General features: G+C 51.4%; 26 protein-coding genes and 1 pseudogene. 2 read left to right on the top strand and 25 right to left on the bottom strand.

What is annotated here, in order from left to right; all coding sequences use genetic code 11:
- Window positions 1–30 precede the first annotated feature (30 nt).
- From DWV57_RS13190 to DWV57_RS13150, 9 genes are all read right to left on the bottom strand, one after another.
- Complete coding sequence (locus DWV57_RS13190) at window positions 31–234, bottom strand: hypothetical protein (RefSeq protein ID WP_117851693.1); 204 nt, start codon at window positions 232–234, stop codon at window positions 31–33.
- A 507-nt stretch (window positions 235–741) separates the two neighbouring features.
- On the bottom strand, window positions 742–1,164 hold the full coding sequence (locus DWV57_RS13185; RefSeq protein ID WP_015553874.1) for a sigma factor-like helix-turn-helix DNA-binding protein: 423 nt from the start codon (window positions 1,162–1,164) through the stop codon (window positions 742–744).
- A gap of 440 nt (window positions 1,165–1,604) precedes the next feature.
- Window positions 1,605–2,066 (bottom strand): hypothetical protein, encoded by a 462-nt coding sequence (locus tag DWV57_RS13180; RefSeq protein ID WP_120021009.1) that lies wholly within the window; start codon window positions 2,064–2,066, stop codon window positions 1,605–1,607.
- A gap of 7 nt (window positions 2,067–2,073) precedes the next feature.
- A complete protein-coding gene (locus tag DWV57_RS13175) occupies window positions 2,074–2,853 on the bottom strand; it encodes an ABC transporter permease (protein ID WP_055186327.1) in 780 nt (259 codons plus the stop codon).
- 2 nt (window positions 2,854–2,855) lie between these two features.
- Window positions 2,856–3,641, bottom strand: coding sequence for an ABC transporter permease (locus DWV57_RS13170; RefSeq protein WP_024738632.1), 786 nt, complete (start codon window positions 3,639–3,641; stop codon window positions 2,856–2,858).
- Complete coding sequence (locus tag DWV57_RS13165; protein WP_117476073.1) at window positions 3,634–4,560, bottom strand: ABC transporter ATP-binding protein; 927 nt, start codon at window positions 4,558–4,560, stop codon at window positions 3,634–3,636. The genes DWV57_RS13170 and DWV57_RS13165 overlap by 8 nt, the downstream gene beginning before the upstream one ends.
- A 134-nt stretch (window positions 4,561–4,694) precedes the next feature.
- Window positions 4,695–5,612, bottom strand: coding sequence for a HAMP domain-containing sensor histidine kinase (locus DWV57_RS13160; protein ID WP_117476074.1), 918 nt, complete (start codon window positions 5,610–5,612; stop codon window positions 4,695–4,697).
- Window positions 5,613–5,617: 5 nt separating this feature from the next.
- On the bottom strand, window positions 5,618–6,310 hold the full coding sequence (locus tag DWV57_RS13155) for a response regulator transcription factor (protein WP_120021008.1): 693 nt from the start codon (window positions 6,308–6,310) through the stop codon (window positions 5,618–5,620).
- A complete protein-coding gene (locus DWV57_RS13150; protein WP_014080236.1) occupies window positions 6,303–6,491 on the bottom strand; it encodes a helix-turn-helix domain-containing protein in 189 nt (62 codons plus the stop codon). The genes DWV57_RS13155 and DWV57_RS13150 overlap by 8 nt, the downstream gene beginning before the upstream one ends.
- Window positions 6,492–6,638: 147 nt before the next feature.
- Here DWV57_RS13150 and DWV57_RS13145 point away from each other — a divergent pair, with 147 nt between their 5' ends.
- Window positions 6,639–7,004 carry a helix-turn-helix transcriptional regulator gene (locus DWV57_RS13145; protein ID WP_207666266.1) on the top strand — a complete coding sequence of 122 codons (366 nt, stop codon included), beginning with the start codon at window positions 6,639–6,641 and terminating at the stop codon, window positions 7,002–7,004.
- 169 nt (window positions 7,005–7,173) lie between these two features.
- Here DWV57_RS13145 and DWV57_RS13140 read toward each other — a convergent pair whose 3' ends face one another.
- Both DWV57_RS13140 and DWV57_RS13135 read right to left on the bottom strand, forming a co-directional pair.
- The gene (locus DWV57_RS13140) at window positions 7,174–8,589 is read right to left on the bottom strand and encodes a relaxase/mobilization nuclease domain-containing protein (protein WP_120021006.1); all 1,416 of its coding nucleotides are present in this window, start codon (window positions 8,587–8,589) and stop codon (window positions 7,174–7,176) included.
- 79 nt (window positions 8,590–8,668) lie between these two features.
- A complete protein-coding gene (locus DWV57_RS13135; RefSeq protein WP_005927606.1) occupies window positions 8,669–8,959 on the bottom strand; it encodes a CD1845 family protein in 291 nt (96 codons plus the stop codon).
- Between the two features lie 188 nt (window positions 8,960–9,147).
- Between DWV57_RS13135 and DWV57_RS13130 the strand changes: the two genes are divergently transcribed.
- Window positions 9,148–9,975, top strand: coding sequence for a hypothetical protein (locus tag DWV57_RS13130; RefSeq protein ID WP_015553877.1), 828 nt, complete (start codon window positions 9,148–9,150; stop codon window positions 9,973–9,975).
- 47 nt (window positions 9,976–10,022) lie between these two features.
- On the opposite strand, the gene mobC is transcribed toward DWV57_RS13130, so the two are convergent.
- The 14 genes and pseudogenes from mobC to DWV57_RS13055 all read right to left on the bottom strand — a co-directional run.
- Complete coding sequence (gene mobC / locus DWV57_RS13125) at window positions 10,023–10,364, bottom strand: plasmid mobilization relaxosome protein MobC (protein ID WP_012741672.1); 342 nt, start codon at window positions 10,362–10,364, stop codon at window positions 10,023–10,025.
- On the bottom strand, window positions 10,364–10,546 hold the full coding sequence (locus tag DWV57_RS13120) for a DUF4316 domain-containing protein (RefSeq protein ID WP_003500078.1): 183 nt from the start codon (window positions 10,544–10,546) through the stop codon (window positions 10,364–10,366). Before DWV57_RS13120 ends, mobC begins: the two co-directional genes overlap by 1 nt.
- Before the next feature lie 12 nt (window positions 10,547–10,558).
- Complete coding sequence (locus DWV57_RS13115; RefSeq protein WP_242985288.1) at window positions 10,559–11,149, bottom strand: hypothetical protein; 591 nt, start codon at window positions 11,147–11,149, stop codon at window positions 10,559–10,561.
- A 132-nt stretch (window positions 11,150–11,281) separates the two neighbouring features.
- Entirely contained in the window at window positions 11,282–11,683 is a 402-nt protein-coding gene (locus tag DWV57_RS13110; protein WP_117855345.1) for a cysteine-rich VLP protein, read from the bottom strand.
- The gene (locus tag DWV57_RS13105; protein ID WP_005927616.1) at window positions 11,684–11,881 is read right to left on the bottom strand and encodes a hypothetical protein; all 198 of its coding nucleotides are present in this window, start codon (window positions 11,879–11,881) and stop codon (window positions 11,684–11,686) included.
- Window positions 11,878–12,525: a DUF4366 domain-containing protein gene (locus DWV57_RS13100; protein ID WP_117855348.1), complete on the bottom strand. Its 648-nt coding sequence runs from the start codon at window positions 12,523–12,525 to the stop codon at window positions 11,878–11,880. The genes DWV57_RS13105 and DWV57_RS13100 overlap by 4 nt, the downstream gene beginning before the upstream one ends.
- Window positions 12,512–12,778 (bottom strand): DUF4315 family protein, encoded by a 267-nt coding sequence (locus tag DWV57_RS13095; RefSeq protein ID WP_117506432.1) that lies wholly within the window; start codon window positions 12,776–12,778, stop codon window positions 12,512–12,514. Before DWV57_RS13095 ends, DWV57_RS13100 begins: the two co-directional genes overlap by 14 nt.
- Window positions 12,779–12,800: 22 nt before the next feature.
- Window positions 12,801–14,468: a CD1108 family mobile element protein gene (locus tag DWV57_RS13090; RefSeq protein ID WP_120021005.1), complete on the bottom strand. Its 1,668-nt coding sequence runs from the start codon at window positions 14,466–14,468 to the stop codon at window positions 12,801–12,803.
- A gap of 279 nt (window positions 14,469–14,747) precedes the next feature.
- Window positions 14,748–17,015, bottom strand: coding sequence for a VirB4-like conjugal transfer ATPase, CD1110 family (locus DWV57_RS13080; protein ID WP_120021019.1), 2,268 nt, complete (start codon window positions 17,013–17,015; stop codon window positions 14,748–14,750).
- A 79-nt stretch (window positions 17,016–17,094) separates the two neighbouring features.
- Entirely contained in the window at window positions 17,095–17,481 is a 387-nt protein-coding gene (locus DWV57_RS13075) for a PrgI family protein (RefSeq protein ID WP_021419855.1), read from the bottom strand.
- Between the two features lie 44 nt (window positions 17,482–17,525).
- Window positions 17,526–18,179, bottom strand: a complete 654-nt coding sequence (locus tag DWV57_RS13070) for a hypothetical protein (RefSeq protein WP_120021004.1) — start codon at window positions 18,177–18,179, stop codon at window positions 17,526–17,528.
- 9 nt (window positions 18,180–18,188) lie between these two features.
- The gene (locus DWV57_RS13065; RefSeq protein ID WP_120021003.1) at window positions 18,189–18,830 is read right to left on the bottom strand and encodes a septation protein SpoVG family protein; all 642 of its coding nucleotides are present in this window, start codon (window positions 18,828–18,830) and stop codon (window positions 18,189–18,191) included.
- A 42-nt stretch (window positions 18,831–18,872) separates the two neighbouring features.
- Window positions 18,873–19,739 (bottom strand): VirB6/TrbL-like conjugal transfer protein, CD1112 family, encoded by an 867-nt coding sequence (locus tag DWV57_RS13060; RefSeq protein ID WP_005927637.1) that lies wholly within the window; start codon window positions 19,737–19,739, stop codon window positions 18,873–18,875.
- A 41-nt stretch (window positions 19,740–19,780) separates the two neighbouring features.
- Window positions 19,781–19,864: pseudogene (locus tag DWV57_RS13055) on the bottom strand (Maff2 family protein); the annotation flags it as partial.
- Window positions 19,865–19,879: the final 15 nt, after the last annotated feature.

Raw genomic sequence — 19,879 nt, 5'->3', positions numbered from 1 at the left:
TTCTCCACTTCGGGTCAATGTGGCCCGAGGTCAGTAAGGACTGGAAAGGTACTTTTCTTTGGCGTCCTCCACGCTGTTGAGGTCGAATACTTCATAAAGCTGCCCCACAACACGCCGTATATCCTTCTTTGAAAATCCGCAGTCCTCCATTGCCATAATGACATAACCACGGCAGGCGTCATTGCTCCATTCGTCCGGTTCCAAGCCGGGGATCATTCCAAACGCATTTCCCATAAAGTGCTCCTTTTTTGAAAAGATGGGGAGCCACGCCGGATCGGTTGGCCTATCATCAGACAGCATTGCCGGGGGCTCCCCATAGGTTTTCACTTCATTTCAGACACACCGGACGGGCATAGGCTTCATGCCCCATAGTATTTCAACTCTCCCCATTCTGATGGCAAGGCGTTCTCATTGCCTGCGACGGCTCACGGCTTGCAAGGCCGCTTCAACGCTCGGACTGTGACTAAACGCAAGTATCCGGGTTCTGCGCCTGTTCCGGTGGAGCCAGCCTTGCCCCACCTATGGCATGGACCTGTTCGCTCGCTCAGTTTTACAAAGACTGTATTCTTTGAAATCCGAGGTCATGGCGGGTCTGTCACACAGCGCGTTTCCCTTCGTATCCGGGTGTCTTTTTATTCAATTTTCAATCTGCATGAGGCTTGTCTGAACCTCGGGCCATTGTGACCCGAAGTGTTTTGCCTCTCATAAGCCATTTCATTTTCCGGCCTAAATCGGTACGCCTTACAAAGAATTTTTCAAAATTTTTTCTAAGTGCCGCAGACCTCGCTCGATTGCGACACGAACCACTTTTTCATGGACGCCCTCTGCCCGGGCAATATCCTGTTTGGTCATGCCGAGAATGAAATGAGCGTAAATCCGTTTTGCCTGTTTGTCCGGCAGACTGGCAATCGCCGCATGAAGCTCCTGCATGGTCACTTTCCGCTCATACAGTTCATGGGGAGATAAGGCGACAAAGACAGCTTCATGCTCCAGCCCGTCATCCCGATCAAGGGAATAATAGGCTTTGTGGCGGTATGTACGCAGCCGGTAGGCAGCCTCTTTACGATCAAACTCTTTGAACATTTCTGCAACTTCTTCCGATACTTCCATGAAGCAATCCGATGTATAGAATGGGTAATAGTCCCGCAAATTGATAATAGCCATATTGACCTCCGTTTCGGTTGTTGGTTGACGAGTGACCGAAACGAAGGCGGCGGGGAGCGGCACCGGGGAATGACTTCGGGCCAACATGACCCGAAGCAGCCACATAAGAACACAAAAGCGCCCGGGCGGCATGAAGCCACACGGACGCATGAAATTACACATTCATTTATGTATCGTCTGATTTCACATTCATAACCAGACTGTCCCGGAGGGGGAGTTACGCTTTTTTTAACTGGTGCAGATCATGGATACTGCGAAAAAGAGAAAAGGACACGGCGAAATAACCTCCAATCGGCTACCGTGTCCCTGCAAGTCGTCATTGGTTTGTGCAAACGCAAAGAAACGGCGGCTCTGCAAATCAAAGCCGCCGCTTCATAGGCGCGTGGAAATGTGTCTGCTTTACGACGGTTTTTTTTCTTTTGCCGTCGTCCGGCAGAATGTTACTCCATATTCAATTCAATGCTTCCAGTGAAATTTTCACATTCAATGCCGATATAGTTTCCACCTTCAGGGAGTGTAATTGTATCACTATATGTTCCGGTTGTTTCAAGCAAAGTGACTTCTTCATCAGCTCCAGAAATCCAAAATACTTTTGCAGTTCCATCCGTAACCTCCAGCGCGCAGTCAATAGACAGATCCTTACCCGCTTCACGCTTTATGGAAGTTCCGCCGAACAAATACTCTGTATCTGAAAAATCCTCATAGTTGGCTGTATAGCTTCCTGTATAATCATCAATTCCTTTTTCTTTCGTACCTTGTAAGGATGAATTTCCGGTAAGTGCTATGGAACCAGCAGACTGAACGATATTATTATAATGATCGAGAATTTCATCTTTTGAACAGTCAGAAAGCATAAAACTTCCCAAAAGGACAAATGCCAATGCTAAAACTATTTTCTTCATAAAATCATCACCAGCCTTTCTTTGGAGCTACCTTTTTGGCCTTTTTCTTTGTTTGGGTTGCTTCTCGTTCTTTCATGCACAAAATCAAGATGGCAGAAATAACGACAGCAAGCGCAAGACTGCAAGAACAGGTTCCGATATTCCAGTTGACTGCGGTATCATAGCTACGGTAGCCTACCATTCCAAGACTTGCGGTAATCGGATAAAGGTTTGCTAATGTCATATTTCCTGCGGCAAACATCCCTCCATATCCATAGACAAAAGCAATGATTACACCGACTAAAAAGCTGCCTGCCCTCCGACAAGTAAGAGCGATAATCGGCAGAACCGCAAGATATAAAAAGAAATTAACCGCAGTAATCTGCAAGGTTGCTTTTAGAGCTAAGGAAATCTCAAAGCCGGGAAATCCCACAATCATTTCTGCTATGATTGTAAACAGACTGCATATCAGCCCGAAAATAATAGACAATACGCCGCACACAATCAATTTTCCGGTCAACAGTTTCTTAAAAGAAATCGGCACAGTCAGAATATTTTTCAATGTGTCATCCGTCTGCTCACGAGAAATCATATATCCAGCAATTAGGCTGATACACATCGGAAAAATCATGGACATATTGTTTTTGATGACCTGTTCTGTAAGATAGGCGAAATCCCAAACGGAACCATCATTCGCCATAGAGGTAAACAAGGTCAGCAGGACGGATAGGAGCATGAGTGCAACGCCCGCCCAAAGGATATGATACCTTTTCAATTTATAAAATTCTGTTTTTACAATGCGAACCATGTTTATTCCCCCCTCTGCTTATATAATCTGTCAATCAGTAAGAACGAAACGAATGCCATAATCCCAAGAATGAATACAACTTGAAATGTTGAAGGAATTAGCCCTGTCATTTGCTCCAAGTCCATTTTTATTCCATGAGCCGCCATATCTCCCGCACTCCAAAATGTAGTCAGTGGCGTGGGCAGAAGCCATAACATAGTTTTAGGCAGTGTGTCAAACAATGCCGTAGCACTCATGTTCAGAACGCTGTAAAAGACACACAACAAAATGGAAAAAACATAGGTCTTACTGAAAAAGACAACAAGGACAATCAACGGGAGTGTTCCTGCCGTAATGAAGATCCCCGTTTCAACCGCCAAAAACAGCTTATAACCAATTCCATAAACTTCTAATGTTCCAATTCCGCAAAGAATTGTTGCAATGGTAGAAGCCACGCAAAAAACAATTCCAAAGATAAAAAGGACAATAATCTTTGCAAGTACCATTTGCGTGCTGGTTACGGGAATTGTACGCAGATTTTTGAATGTATCGTTGTCGCGTTCCATAAAAAACAGAATAGCGGCAATCACTCCGATAATGCAGGGCAGTAAAAACTGGATACCATATCCCAACACCATGTTAAATAGTCCATCGAAAGCATCTGCCCGATCCGTATATCGCTCCATCATAGAGGGCGTTGTCATCAGATAAGTCAGCGGGATTGGAAACAGGAACGCAGCCAAAATAATCAGCGGAATAAATTTCTTCCGTTTCAATTTCAAAAATTCGCATTTGATTAGTTTAAGCAATTCCTTCGCCCCCTGTCACACGCTTGAAGTAATCTTCAAGACTTTCTTCACAGGTATGTGCTTCTGATACCTCCAATCCGTTTTCTACAAAAGCAGTTACAATTTTCCCCACAGACAGATCAAGGTTGTGCAGGCGCAGATTGTGGTCGTCTTGTATGGAAAAATGGGTTTCATGGAAATTGCGTTCCAAAATTCTTGCCGCCTGTGCAGTATCAGAGAGCGTAAACCGGATATGTTTACTGCTTTTTTGCTCCAACTCAGCAAGGCTTTCTTCTTCCAGCAATGCACCGTGGTCAATAATTCCAATATCGTCAGCCAGCAAGGAAATCTCCGAAAGAATGTGACTGGAAATCAAAATAGTTTTTCCTCTTGCGTCGCAAAGCTCCCGAATAAAGGAGCGTACTTCTGCAATACCGATGGGATCGAGGCCGTTGATCGGCTCATCCAAAATCAAAAGCTCCGGATCGTGCATAACGGCAAGGGCGATGGCAAGCCGCTGCTTCATACCAAGAGAATACTGTGAAAAGAGCTTTTTATCTTTGTAGGGCAGTCCTACCAGATCCAGAGCATCTTTGATAGCATGATTGTTTGGTACGCCCCGCAGAGTAGCAAAGATACGCAGGTTCTCTGTGCCGGTCAGATTGGGATAAAAACCGGGGGACTCAATCAGGCTTCCGATACGGGGCAGCAACTTCTTTTCATTCCCTTGCAAAGACTTTCCCCAGATTTTGACCTCCCCGGAAGTCGGCTTCGTTAAGCCCAACAGCATTTTCATGGTAGTGGTTTTTCCGGCTCCGTTTCTGCCCAGCAGACCGTAAATTCTCCCACGCTTCACATGGATATTTAAGTCAGCCACACTCTTTTGTGAGCCGTATTGCTTCGTCAGATTTTTTGTTTCAATGATATAATTTGTATCCATATTCAAAACCTCCTGTTCTGTAAGGTATTCTATCATGCCAACCTTGCATTAACCTTGCCGCAACCTTGCATTAACCTTGCAATTTGAAATCCAGTAAAATGACAAAGGCTCCCGCCATAAAGACGGGAGCCCGCTTAACTCTCCAAAGGAAAAAGCAACATAAATTCAGTTCCTTTTCCCGGCAAACTTTCAACTGTTATATTCCCATCCATCTTTTCTACAAGCTGATGGACAATAGAAAGACCAAGACCGCTTCCTTTTTCAGACCGTCCTTTGTCACACTTATAGAGCCGTTCAAAAATGTGTTTCAAATCTTCCTTCTCAATTCCCACTCCATTATCCGCCAGCAGCAGCTCCATGTTATTTTCCTTCTTCGATAGGGAAATTTTGATTTTGTCCGCATGGCTGTGAGCGATTACATTTTGAATAAGGTTATTGATGATCCTCATATAGCTATCCATATCCAATCTTACCCGGACAGGCTGTTCAGGAATATCAATGTCATACTCAACCTGTTTATCCTCAAAAATCGGTATCCAGTCAATCAGGATATTTCTTGTCAGCTCTGCGGCCTCAACGCTCTGGATTTCTAAAGCAAACTCGTTGGAATTTAACTTGAACCAGTCAAAGAGCACATCAATATATTCTTTCAGATCATGGGCTTTCCGGCGGGCGGTTTCAATATAATCATCCCGGTCTTTTCCTGTGACCAGTCCTTTGTGTGCAGCGTCAAGATACCCAAGCAGAGTAGTAAGGGGCGTTCGCACGTCATGGGAAAGGCTCGTCATAAGCTGGCGGTTGGTTTCTTCTGTCTGCCGTACAGTTGAAAGTCTGCTTTCATAGGCCACAACGATCTCATTGATTTCATAGGCAAGAGGTGCTGTCAGTTCATTTGTTGCAGATAGAATACGCCGGTTGCCATTTCCGTTTTTCACATCAACCAGCACATCGGTCATTTCTGCTATTTGTTTTTTTACACGCCGAACGAGAACGATGGAAGTCAATACAGCCACAACAGCAATCACAATGGACAAGAATACGATAATTTCCATGCTGACTACACCTCCTTATTAAACCGGTAGCCAATCCCTTTGACCGTTTGTATATACTTTGGGCTTGAAGGATTGACTTCTAATTTTTTACGAAGTCGGCTGATAATCGCCATAATGTTACTGTCATCATAGAAATATTCTTCGCCCCATACTTCCTCATAAATCTGCTGTTTGGTCAAAATTTTCCCTTGATGTTTTGCACAGTACAGGAGCAAATCAAATTCCTTTGGGGGCAGTTCAAAAGTGCCGTTTGATGTAGTAACAGAACGATTTTCAAGGTCAATTTGCAATCCATCAAAATCCAGTTTTTGCACAGCTCCGGCTTGATGATTAAAACGGGTGTAGCGGCGAATGAGGGACGCAATACGGGCAATCAGTTCGTCCATATCAAACGGTTTTGTCAGATAATCGTCCGCCCCGGCTCGTAAGCCCCGCACTTTAGAAATGCTGTCATTTTTGGATGTGAACATCAAAATCGGCAGGCTGTTCTCTTTGCGGATTTCTTCCAGCGTTTCAAAGCCATCCATACCGGGCATCATCACATCCAGCACTACAAGCTGGTATTCCTGCTCTTTTAATTTCTGTAAACCCTCTTTTCCAGTATTACAAAAATCAGCTTCTATGTTTTCTGCTTGTACGCTGCGTTTAATCAAAGCACACAGTTCTCTGTCATCATCTATAATCAGGATTTTATTCATGGCGCAACTCCTTCCCTTGTTTTGTCCTTCCGTCAATCGGCTTTTCTGTGTTCTTTGGGATCAGCCAAACACCAGCCATCTTCACAGCGCCGGGGATGCGCCCTCCGGCGCAATAATAATTTACCCTACGAGGTGTCACGCCCCACTTCTCGGCGGCCTCTTTCAATGTCATATAGTCCATTTCGCACCTCCACAGAGTATATTATAGTTCTTTATCTCGAACAATACAAGTTGGAGGCTGCATATTGATGAAATGAAATACTACCTTGTGTAAAATCTCATTACATTCTCATAATCCGACCCGAAATGTACAATGATATAGGGTGATATGAGAATGGACCAAGAAGAAAGAAGGTTTGACTTTCACGGCCTCGGGGCGGCTCTCAAACGAGCCAGAGAAGAAAAGGGATGGACACAAGCCTATGTTGCGGAATTAGTAGACCGTGACTCCCGTACCATTATGAATATTGAGAACAAAGGTCAGTATCCCAGTTTCGACCTTTTTGTTAAACTCATTACCATGTTTGACGTTTCAGTTGACCAGTTTATTCATGCGGACGGAGGGGCAAGGTTAAGCTCTTGCAGAAAGCACATTGATGTGCTCCTAAATTCTATGAATGAAAAAGAGCTTGTTGTAATAGAAGCCACAGCCGAGGGCATTAAGAAAGCCAGAGAAACGGAGGTTCCAGAATAAGGGCCTCTGTTTTTTTGCGCCATTTTAGGGGCTGTCGCTAAGTGGCAAGCAATGCCTCTGTGGCCACAAGTGGCACAAAGGCGGCTTGTTGGGGCTCGCCCCAAACCCGTATCTTCGGGCCAACATGGCCCGAAGTGTCAGCGTCGCTTTGCTCCTTGTTTTCATAACCTTAACGCTCCTTTTCCTGCTTTCTTCCCGGTTCGGTGTAGCCCATCAGAGTGTCAATGTTCGCTTTGATCGTGACAATCTCCTGCATATCCCGTCGTGCCTTTTGATATTCTCCATAGAGCTGTTTTTTCTTTGCTGTGAGCTTACGACCTTCTTCCTTCAGCACATCCATTTTAGGGAGCTTCGCCCCGCCCAGCAGAGAGCGCATTTCCGCTTGTGCAGCCCGGTACAGTTCAAGGTCGGCCTCATGCTCCGCAAGGAATTTCCGGCTGTACTTCGTCGCCTTATACTGCTCAAAGACTTGGCGGGTTTTGGCATACTGAACCGTTGCGGCCTTTAGCCCGGCATTGGTTTTCATGGCCTGTTCCGTCTGCTTGACCTGTTCGGAAATAACATGGAAACGGTCTGCCGCCTCGGTGGCTTTCTTCGCCAACTGCTCATAATCGGTCAGGTTATTGTCCTGTATATAGGCAAGAGCGGCGGCCATCTGCTTAATGTTAAATACCTTCGCCCAGCGTTCATATCCCGGCCCCTTACCGGCAGCCAGCTTTGCTTGAATATCCACCGCCAGACTGATTTTCCGCTCCGAGCGCCCGGGGCGTTTTTCTTTGCCCTCAATGGCGGACAGAACATCTTGCAAGTCGTAGCCGTCCCCCAGCGTGGAGGCACGCAGACGGGTGAAGCGTTCCTGTCCCTGCCCGGTCAGCCGGAAGCTGATACCGCCGCCCCGAACCGTCTTGACCTCATACCCGGCCCGCTTCATCAAATTGAGAAATTCATCCAGATCGGCGGGGCGTTCGGCCAGTGCGGTATCAATGGCAAGGCGCAGTCGGTCCTGATAGGAAAGCGGCCCTTTCCGGTCTTTCTGCCACTCCCCATAGTTCCGATACTTGCCCTTGCTCCGGGGCTTCGGGTTCTCCACGATGGACAGCCCGTTTTCAAGGCACAGCTTGTCAGAGAGCCGCCGAAGGGCGAAGCTGGAGCCCCAAAAATTTCGGAATTTCCGGGTGCAGTCAAGGGTGGTGGAGTTGTAATAAATGTGACAATGGATGTGCTGCTTATCGGTGTGCGTGGTAACGATAAAAGCGTGCCGCCCCTTTGTCCAGCGCATAGCCAGCTCATAGCCGATACGGTTCGCCTCCTTCGGGGTGATCTCGCCCGGATAGAAGGATTGTCGTATCTGATAGCACAGCACATTATTTTCTTTCTTCTGTTCCCGGCCCGTCATAGCGGCATAGCTGGCCTTTGCCAAAAGGAACTCGTCCGCCACGGTGGCCGGATCACATTCATAAGCGGAGATATACTTTCCGCTTTCTGTTTTCTCCGGGTCCTTGCCATAGTCCAGACAATCCCGGATAGCCTCAGCAATCGTTTCGCCTTCGCCCGCATGGCGCTGTAACAAAGTTGTGGTAGCCAAAAATCATTCCTCCTTTCCATGAGAAAGGGGCGGCCCATTCAGACCGCCCCGACTTCGGGCCAGTATGGCCCGAGGCTGCTTAACTTGCCAGAAACCGGTACAGAGCGGATTTGCCTCCGTCCAGCGCCCAAAGAAGGGAGCCCGCCGCCGCTTGCAGTCCATACGGCGAAAGAAGGAAGGCAAGAAACAGAAATACAATCCCGCCTATGGGCGTCGGCGTGAAAAAGAGAGCGACACCCAGCACCGTCAGGATCACAGAGGCAATCGTCAGCAGGACGGCACAAATATCAAATAGGAACACCAGCAGAGCCGCCAGAAGGGACAACGCTAAAGCAAAGGGAGCAACCAATATTTTCAGCAGTATCTTCATCTTCAAAACCTCCTTTATCTATCCTTCCTACCTCTATTTTATCATGCCTGCCCGGGGACATAAATGTTGCGAAAGATTAGTAAATCCTGTCCTAAAACTTCGGGTCATGCTGGCCCGAAGCTTGATGGTTTTATCTAAAAAGTTATGATATAATGAAATCAATATTTTGGTTAGACGAGGTGATGAACATGGGGAACAGCAGAGACGACTTTACTTCAGCAACAAAGGAATTACTGGCAAATCGGGTTGGTAGAAGATGTAGTAATCCTGCTTGCCGAAAGTTGACTTGTGGGGCAAATACCAATCCTGAAAAAATTACAAATATAGGGGTAGCAGCTCATATCTGTGCAGCGGCTCAAGGCGGTCCACGCTATGACGCTTCTATGACACCCGAAGAAAGAAAGTCGTTTGAAAATGGAATTTGGTTATGCCAGTCTTGTTCTAAATTGATTGATACGGATATTACTCGTTATCCTAAAGAACTGCTACAAAGTTGGAAGCAGCTTGCAGAACAGACAGCAATTTTGGAAGTCGAAACTACTTCTTCCACACCTGCCTTTGAAAAAGATAAAGAGCTTGTCCAATTTTATTTGGAGTGCTTTGATCGTCCAGCCTTTCAAGATGACATTTATCAAGAAGGTCGAATGGAGGATTTTGATAAAGCGATTGAAGATACGCTAATTGCCTTGAATACAGGGGTACTAAGAACTCGTGATGGCTCCATATTAAAACAGGCTGATGGAAAATCTTCTGTCCAAAACTCTTTATGGAGAGAAAAACTCTATACTATCACTGATATGCTAACAGCAATTCGCAGACGATTGAAAATAGCCAAAAAGGAAAAAGCCTATTCGACATATGGCACAGGCGAAGATGTCGCTTATTGTTTCTATGATCGTGAGCTTGCTGAATGGCTTAATTCTACACGAGAAGAAATACTAAAAATTCTATCGTCTATTTGTAAAGAGGCTGGACTTCGGGAATTACATTTTCGGAAACATAGATATAGATGGTAAAAAGAACAAGGCGGCAGGTCCCAACATCGGAACCTGCCGCCCTCGTCTTACTTTGCCACCAGCTCGGAAAGCTCCCGCAGCACCTTTGACACCTCGCCCCACAGCTTTTCATAGTCCCGCTTCAATCCGTCGATTTCCTCCGGGTACACGCCATAGGTATGTGCGTGTATGGCAACCTGATTGAGATTGTTAGAACAGCGCCGTTGCAGAGAGATCAACTCTTTTACAGGTGCAAGGTCGATGTGCAGGATATATCCATTCAGAGCCATTTTCCGCACATAAGCCCCGGCGTTGGAAATGCCCGCCTCAGCCATCCGTTCATGGATGGCTGCCAGCTCGTCCGGCGTTACCATAACGTGCAGATGGACATTCCGCTTGCGGTTCTCCATCAGCGTTCCAACTCCCGGCCTTTCCGGCGCTCTTTGGGCTCCTTTACCTTATCAAGCGGTTTTGCGTCCAACTCCGGGGGCGTGGGTGGGATAGGCGTGTTGTTGGGTACGCCGTCGATCATGTTGCAGTTCTGCTCCGTGGAGAGCTCGGCGGTTTTCAGATAGTTGTCTTTTTCGTGCATGGCGATCCTCCTTTATCGTTCCTCATGGTTTTTATGGCTCCGCTTCTGGCCGGGCTCCTTCGGGGGTTCCTGCCCTCTGGTTCCTTCTTTGAGCCGGGCGGTAATGGATGGGCGCACCCGGTCAGGATTGCCCGGTGCTGGTTTCAGTTCATAATCCTCCATCTGCTTTTCGGTCAGCGGCTTTGCGTAGGTCAGTTCGCCCCATGCCATCAGCCTGCCGTCTGCCACAGGACGCCGCCTGTCGTCATCGTAGTTGACGATGGAAAGAGGCTGGTTATCCGGCGGCTTCGGGTAGGTGCCTATGTCCACGGGCCGCTGGGTGGAATAATAGCGGTAAACGCCCTCCGGTCCCAGCTCGGTATGCTTGACCGCCGCATGGTAAAGCTGCTGATAGTCGTCCACCCGGCGGTCAAAGTCCCTCTGCGCCCACGCTTGACTGGTTCCATAGCGGCCCCAGTAGTAATCCCGATGGCCGTTTTCTCCCTTGGTAAACTGCCAGGTCACAAAGGGGCTCGGCGCTCCCGGATTATGCCCCAGCGCAAAGCCGTGTCCGGTTTCAAAGGTGGCAGCTTTCAAAATCACATATCCTTGTACTGTCTCCAAGAGATCCCTCCTTTCTGTGCCTCGGGCCAACATGACCCGAAGTGCTGGATGTTACGAAATAAGAGGGCAGACCGGGGAGGAATGTAATAAGATATTCCCACCCCGGAAACACCCTCCAAAAAGCCCGGAATGTCAAGCCTTTGGAAGCGGCAAATCGTAACAGCCGCCCGGCCTTTTCTCCCGCATTTTCCTCATGCGTTCCCGGCTTTTTCGGCGGTTCCCTTCGGCCTTGCAGGCGTCGGAACAGTAGGCTTGACGCCCCTCGGGCAAAAACGCCTTTCCGCAGACCGCACAGGCTCGCAGCTCCGGGGAGATGCCTTCCGTTGTCAACGACGCTTGAAGCTCCGGGTTAAGAGGCAGGACAGCCTCACGGAAATAACGGCAGTACGCCCCTGTCCAGCACTTGTGCAGCATATAGCAGGCACAGTCAAGAGGAAGGCACAGGCCGCTTTCCCGGTCATAGTTGGCGCACATCCCCGTGACCAGAGTGCGGATTTTCTTCTTCTCGTCACGGGTCAGCTCCCGGGCGTCCATTTAAGACTTCGGGCCACGATGGCCCGAAGGGCGGGGCTCCACGATCAGCGCCCGGAACTTCTTCCGGCACTGTTTTTTCTTTCCTTTGCACTCCTTGTAGTAACGGCATCCCTTACAAGGGTCGTCATTGTCCCAGCCGGGGTGCGGTACTTCCTTCATCATTCGTTCAAAAGGGCTGCTTGTAAAATTCATTCTCATTCCTCCGTATCTTCCTCCCACGGCGGGGTATCTTCGTCCTCGGGTTCCTCTGCGATCTCCTCCAGCTCCCCGTCCTCATATTCGCAGTAATCATCTTCCAAATCCGGGGCTTCATGCTTCGGCTTGTAAATCTTGAAATAGTAACCAATTCCACCGCCGGCCAGCACCACCGCACCGATCAGGAGCAGAGAGAGAAGGGGGCTGTCCTTTTTCTCCGGCTTGGGTTCCGGTACTTCCTCCACCGGTTCGGTGGGCTTTGGCTCTGGCTCAGGGGTCACTTCTTTGGGCGGTTCCTTACCCTGTTCAGCAAGAGGCAGAAGGTCGTCTGTGGTAACGGTATTGAGGAAATAGACGTTCTCGCTGGTTTTCTGTTTGTCGATCACCAGATAAAACACGCTCTCGTCTGCTGTGGTGATGGTGTAGAACTCCTTTCCATCCTCGTCGGTGGCGTTGTCCACCACGGTTCCCGTCCCGTCCGGGGTAAAGGGGTTCTGGGTTTCCGGCTCTGCTTCGGTTTCTGCCAGGGAGGGAGCTGTCTCCGGCTGCGGCTCGCTGCTCTGTGCATAAGCCGGGACCGTAAAGATCAGGCAACACAAAAGGCTGGCAGCCATCGCCGCCAGCCTGCGGTATTTAGTTTTTTTCATGGGCTGTGTCCTCCTTTTCGGGTGCCTCCGGCTTCGGGTCAGTATGGTCCGAAGCGGTAAGGCTGTTTTTGGGGTCATTCAGAAATGCCATCAGCTGGGCGGGCGTCAGTTTAAGGGAGCGCACCGCCTGCACGATCTGGCTGTTTTCTTCCTCCTGTTTCTGCTTTTCCAGCTCCCGGATTTTGGCCTGCCACTCGGCAGCCTTCTCCCGGGCTTTTTCCAGTTCCTTATCGAGCTTGTCGATCTTGTTCATGCAAGGACTCCTTTCCTCTGGCTCACAAACGCCCGAAGGCATAGAAATGTGTCTGCCAGTAGCTTGAATTGATGTTTGCGTATTGGATGGGCGAACCACAATGGAGCATCATCCCGTCGCCCACATAAATCCCCACATGGGACACAGGGCCGGGGCTGTCATAGGTTCCCGTGAAAAAGATAATGTCGCCGGGCTTTGCCTCGGAGGGGGAAATGATAGCGCACTGGTTATAAATGCCCTGTGCCGTGGTACGGGGCAGGTTGTGGACGCCGCTGGCCGTGTACACCCAGCAGACAAAGCCCGAACAGTCAAAGGAGGTGGACGGGCTGGAGCCGCCCCACACATAGGGCCAGCCGATGTACTTTGTGGCTTCTTCCATGAGCGCCGCAAAAGCCGGGTCATCCAGCGCCTCGCCGGGTATCTCATAGCTGGGGCCGGTATCTTCGCCGCCGTTGTAAATCCCCTCCCACAGATAGGGCTTGTTGCCTTTGAGCTGCTGCATAACGGTGTATATCTGCCTCTGCTGTTCGTCAAGCCTCGGCAGGATCACGGCGGGCAGCGTCTTGTTTGTGAGGGTCACATTTAAGATGTAATACTCATAGGGGACTTCCTCGGTGGTGGTTTCCCCGGTCTCCGGGTCGGTGCTGGTTTCGGTGCGGTAGCGTATCTCGACTTCCTCCGTCAAGGTCAGCTCATACTGTGCCTCGAAGATCTCCCGCAGCTCGTCCTGCACCTGTTCACGGAAATAGACATGGTACTTTGCCGAGAGATAGGACGCCAGCTCATAGGGGTTATGGCCGATCTCGTCCACGGAATAGCGGTACTCGTCATAGCCGGGATGGGTGCTTTCAATGTTCGCTACCGTCTGCGCCAGCTCGTTTTCCAGCGCCGTGTAGTCCTCGTCCACCCCCAGCAGGTCCGTATCCTCCGAGGCGTAGGAGGTGCCGGATAACGCATTGGCAAGGCCGCTGCCAAGCGTGGGAAAAATGGAACTTACCGCCGACACAAGAAAACAGAGCAGCAACAGCAGGAGCAGGATCAGCACCGCCACAGGATGACGGGTCACAAACTGTGCCGCCCGACGGGTCGCAGTTCCCGAAGCGGCAGCGGTTTTCTTTGCGGCCTTTGCGCCCTGTTTTGCAGCTGCCTTTGCTTCTTTGGAATACCGGCGTTTCAGTTTCCATTTCTGCTGCACACGGGAAAGCGGATTGCTGGCAAGCTCCGGGTGCTCGGAGGCCATCTTCTGAAAATCCATATTGACCCGGGCTTTTATGTCCTTCCGTTCCCACTTTGCCACCTTCCGGGCCGGGTGCTCCTGCCAGCGGCGTTTGGCATACCGGGCCAGTTTCCGGGCTCCGGCCTCGGCCACAAGTTCCGACTTATGGGCTCCTTCCACACCCACATTTTCATGCTCAACTTCGTGGATCTTGTTGTGGACATAGAACCATGCTTCTGTACGGGCTCCCCGGACAGCTTTCTTCGCAAGCCCCGGCGGCTTCTGCGCCGCCCGTTTCGCCTCGACCTTATCCAGCTTCTCCCGGGCCTTTCCCAGCTTTTCCCCGGCGCGCTCCGCTTTGGCCTGCGCCTTCTGGTACTTGTCCTTTTTACTCCCGGCCTTCTCGGCGGAGCCCTCCGGCTCCTGTGCCCTGCCGGTATCCTGCGGCCTGCTCGCTTCATCCTCCTGCCTCATGCGGTCAGAGGGACGGCTTTTGCGGCTGTCCTCTTGAAACTTGCCGCTTTTGGACTTCGGGCCATCATGGCCCGAAGGACTGTCCTGCCCGGCATCCTCGTCCTCAAACCGCAGACGTCGGGACGGTGCGGGGGAAGGTCCTTCCCGTTCTGCCGGTCCGGGGCGATTGTCCCCGGTATCCTCCGTCGGCCCCGGCCTTTGAAAATTCCGTTTGTCCGGTTTCTTTCCGATAATGTATCCCTCCTTTCCAAACCTCGGGCCATCATGGCCCGAAGTGTGTTACGCCCGGTTCATTTCCTGTTTTTTGTCCTCCGGGCGGGTGGTCATAATGGCGTACAGCTCGGTATTCTGCGGGAAGCGGTCAACAAACGGGATGGTGGTATTCCCGAAGAACAGCAGCCCTTCGCCGGAATTGGTATGGGTCACATAGGAAAGCTGGTGGGGGCTGATCCCAAGCTGTTTGGCTAAAATCTGCCGGTCCCCCTGTGCCTGCGAGAGCAGCACAAGGAAGTCCGAGTTTTCAAAGATGTTCTCGATCTCCGGGCTTGCCAGAAAATCCTTTACATTCTGCGTTAAAGCACTCGGAACGCACCCTTTTTTTCGCAGCATTTTCCAGATCGCCACACAATAGCTTGCCGTCAGACGGTCACGGAGCAGCACATGAAATTCGTCAAAGTAACACCATGTGGCGATACCGCGGAGGAAATTCATGGACACCTGCGAGTTTACCAAGTCCTGCATAATGAGCATGGCAATCGTCCGAAGCCCGGCCCCCAGCTTTTTTAAGTCAAGGCATACCAGACGGCGGTTTAAGTCCACATTGGTTTCATGGTTGAACACGTTAAGGGAGCCCGACACATAAATTTCAAGGGCCGTCGCCAGCCGCACCGCCTCGCCCTCCGGCTGGGAACAGAGCAGGTCATACAGGGTTTGGAGGGTCGGCATTTTGCTTGTTTCCGGGTCCTGCAAGTGTTCCCGGTACATCTGGCGCACACAGCGGTCAATGACGGTACGCTCCACCGGCTGCAAGCCGTCCTTGCCGCCGACGATCAGCTCCATCAGCGACAGGATAAAGTCGGCTTTCAGTGCCATCGGGTTTTCCTCGTCAAAGCTCAAATCAATGTCCATCGGATTGATGTGGTGGGGGCTGTCCGGTGCGATCTCGATGACCTGTCCGCCCAGCCGCCTGATAAGGGGCGAGTATTCGCCCATCGGGTCCACCACGATAATGCGGTCTTTTGTGGCAAGGAACACGTTCACAAGCTCCCGCTTTGCGGCGAAGGATTTACCGGAGCCCGGCACACCGAGGAACAGGCCGTTGGGGTTTTTGAGCTTTTTCCGGTTTGCCATGATGACGTTATGGGAAAGGGCGTTGAGCCCGTAATAGACGGCTTCGCCATCCATGCGGAGCTCCTGCGTCATAAAGGGAACGAAAATGGCCGTGGAGCTGGTGGTCATGCCGCGCTTGATCTCAATGCCGTTATGGCCCAGCGGAAGGCTGGAAAGAAAACCGTCCTCCTGCTGGAAGTCCAGCCGCTTCAAGGTGCAGTTGTATTTCTGGACGATACCGGACACCGTGAACAGGTCGTTGTCCAGCTCCCGGCGGGTCGGGGCCATGTTTACCACAAGGAAGGTCAGAAGGAACATTCTTTCATTCCGGCTCTGTAAATCTTCCAAGAGGGTCTTTGCGTCGTTGCTGTACGTTACAAGGTCAGGCGGGAGTATGTCCATGTCGTACCCTGACCGGGCTGCCTTTTTTTGTTCCTCCACTTTCATCTTGTCAATGTCGGAGACTTTGGCCTTGATGGATTTTACGGCGGCGGCCTGATCGACGGTCTGGATATGGAGGGTAATGGTCATTTCCGCATCCATTTCCAAAAGCTCCGCCAGCAGCTTGTCCGAGAGCTCCGAGGCCAAAATCTGCAAGTAAGAGGCAGCGCCCCAGGTCGTCCCCACCCGGAACAGTCGGCTGAAACGGAAATCGAAGCTGTCCGGGGCGATAAAGTCTTTGGTGGAAAGCCCGGTTTTGGGGATCATATCCCATGAAAACCGGAAGGGGGAGCCGCTGCCGGGGTGGAGTTGCCCGTGAAGAAGCTCCAGCCGTTCCAGCCCCGAAAGGGAACGGCACTTGACGCCCAGCTTTTTGAAGTTCCCGCAAATGTCCGCCTCTACACGTTCCAGCCTTGCCCTGGCGGTGGGAAGGTCGTCCACGTTCACGCCGAAGGTCAGGAGCTTTGTGCGGACAATGCCGTTGTTGCTTTTGGCGATCTGGTTCTCCAGCATTTCCACATACTCACGCCGGACGCTGTTGTAGTCGTCCTCCTGCATGGGGATGTTGACGCTGTACCGGCTGCCCGGGCGGCTCCGGTGGTTGAGGAAAGAAAGCTGAAACGGCAAGGAACTGTCAAAGTAGTTCAGGCAGGCGCTCCACCCGTCAAAGATGGCCGCCTGATCTTCGGTCTGGGCGAGCTGGTAGTTGATGTCCTCGTATTCAATGGTTTTGGTGTAATAGCGGTCCTCCACCCGGCACACCCCATCCCGGTACATTTCCCGGTAAGGGAGGGTTTGCTGGGCGGTGGTGGGAATGTCCTTTCCCTTTGTGAACAGGCCGAGAAGGCCCGTCTTGTCAGGCTTTTTGCCTGCGGGCTTTCCGGCCCTTCTGTTGTTTTGCAATCGGCTGCGCCTCCTTTCTGGCGCCAAGCAGCGCATAGAAGTTTTCGGTTTTGTAAGGCCGCACCCGGGGATAGAGGAACCGGGTGCGGATGATGTTTTTCAGCACCTTTTCCAGCGGCAGGCCGTCCCGCTCATACATGGCGAAAAAGAAGAACGGGAGCATGAGGCCGATCATCAGGAACATGGCGGCGCTGTTTCCGATACTGCCACGGGAAAACAGGTAGGCCGGAAGGCCCACCGCCGCCGCGCCGGAAAAACAAATAAGCTGGCGCTTCGTGAGATTGAAGGCCAGCTTTGTCTTGATTTTGGACAGGTCTTTGGGTACTGGCACATAGGCCATTTTGGTACACCTCCTTTATTGCTTCGGGCCAGCATGGCCCGAAGCTACCTTGCGGCCTCTTTGGCCGGGGCTGTGCTGCGGGCGGCTTCGGCGGCCTCCCGTCCGCTCTGCCTTGCCCGCCAGTATTCGGGATTGTATTGCCGGATGGACTGATTGAGGTTTTCTTCAAACCGATCTTTGTCCTTGATACGGTCGGGGATCTTCCAGAGCTTTTTGTCCAGCAGCTCCCGGAGCACCACACTTTCCTGTGCGTCCTCCTCATAGCAGATATAGCCCTTGTCCTTGAAACCGCATTTTTTCGCCGCCGGAGAGAGGACGGCGGCCACCTCGTTTGCCACCATCGTTCCGCCGTGGCTGGCGGTGGATACCAAAAACACGCCCGGACAGAGAACTTCACAGCTCTGCACCTCTCCCCACGGGGAGGTCCGGGGCGCATGGAACATCCCGCCCGTCCGGTTCCGGTCCGCCTGCATGAGCGCCGCCTTTTCCAAGATGGCCTTCAGCTCCGGGGAAAAGTAGGCGTATTCCCGCAGGACACGGGCGGCGTCCCCGCCGCAGGCGTTCATCAACAGGGTATAGGCGTCGCTGTCCGCTTTGGTACAGCGGCCCAGCAGCTTGCCGTCATAGTAGCAGGCCGCGTCATAGCCCGTCCGTTTGCGTGGCATTGGTTTCGCCTCCTTTCCGCTTCGGGCCAGCATGGCCCGAGGTCAACGCTCCGCACCACGGCTGGACTTTTCCTTCGGGGACTGTTCCGCTTTTGCCTGTTCGGCAGCCGCTTTCCCGGCCTTGAGCTGTTCGCTGATGGACGCACGCCCGGCAGAGCCGCGCTCCGCCATCTGTTCCAGCTTTACTTCATAGGCTTGCAGAACAGCGGTGTTGAGCTGTTCCCGGAACTCCTTCGTGACAGGATAGGCCATATCCCGGTAGCCGCCCTTGCCGTCCGGCTGGCTGGGCATCCCCACGAAAAGGCCCTTGCTGCCCTGCACGATTTTCAGATTTTCCACCACAAAGCAGTCGTTGAATTTCACGCTGGCAAAGCCCATCAGGTTTTTCACAGGTTCGATGACCCGCACGCTTACATCCAGCTTCAACGGTGCGGCGGGGGTGGTGTCCGCAACCTTTTCCTGCATGGTTTCCTCCTTTCCGGCGGGAACAAGGTTCCCGTCCTTGTAGTCATAGCCTTCCGCCCGGAGTGCCGCCAGCGTGTCCGCCGATACGCAGCCGGATAGTTTCAGATCGGTTTCCACCATAAAGCGCATGGTGTCTGTTTTAGAAAATTCCTCGGGGAGCTTTCCGTAGAAAGCCGGGTGCGGCTGTCCGTCCGCGCCCTGTTTGTAACGCCGGGGCATACCGCCTCCTTTCCGCTTCGGGTCAGCATGGCCCGAAGTCTCTTAATGGCAGCCGAAGATGGATTTTGCAAGGCTGCCCGTTTTGAACAGGGTAAAACACAGCAGCACCGTATAGCCCACACAGCCCCAGATCGCCCCGATGGGGTCGCCGTCGGTGGCGATACTCTGGATAAGCACCGCATAGATGGCGACACAGACCAAAATGAGCAAGCCTTGAAAGCCCACCGCAAAGAGGGAGCGGAAATAGTTCTGCCCCATGTGTCCGGTTTCCCGGTTGGGGACGGTGGCAAACGGGATGGGTGCCAAACTTGTGAGTAAGTAAATTTCAATCATACGGCCATATACGATAACGAAGATCACGATGTTTAAGGCAATCATGGTAAGCTGGATCAGGAATGACTGGAGCCAGAGGCCGAACAGAGGGCCTAACTCCATCGCTTCAAGCTCTGTCCGCAGACTGTCCAGCACATCCGGCGTGATTTCTGTCCCGTTCTGGATAATGCCCGCTGACTGCTGGATCACATGCTGGCTCACATCAAAGACCGCCAGCACGATATTGAAGGTATTCGTCAGGATCATCACAGCCACAAAGGTTTTGAACACCCACTTAAAAAACATCCATGTGTCAACTTCATGGAGGTTGTTGCGTTCTATGAGCATCTGTATCAGTTCATAGGTCATGACAAAAGTGAGGATGACCCCGGCGATTGGCAGAATGGCAGTTTCGGAGATCTGTCGTATCATGGAAAAGACCCCGGCGTTCCAGTCCGCCGGGGTCGTGCCTACCTGTGTGGCGATTTCGCCAACGCTCTGATTGACGTTATCGAAAAGGCCGTCCAGATTTCCCATGATACCATCGACGAGCAGACCTTTCAGCCATTCAACGATTGCGTCGATGATAAAGTCCATACATCAGCTCCTTTTCTGGAAAAAGGGACAACGGGTGACATTTAGCTGAACAGCCCGGACAGCAGAGGGATAAGCTGAAGACCGATCAGAACGACACCGCCGCCCGCCATCAGCTGTTTTATCCCCAATTAGGTGTAAAA

It is taken from the genome of Faecalibacterium sp. AF10-46 (assembly GCF_003604105.1).
Lineage (GTDB): Bacteria > Bacillota > Clostridia > Oscillospirales > Ruminococcaceae > Faecalibacterium > Faecalibacterium taiwanense.
Note: the sequence above shows the minus strand (reverse complement) of the source record. Positions and strands in the feature narration are given on the sequence as shown.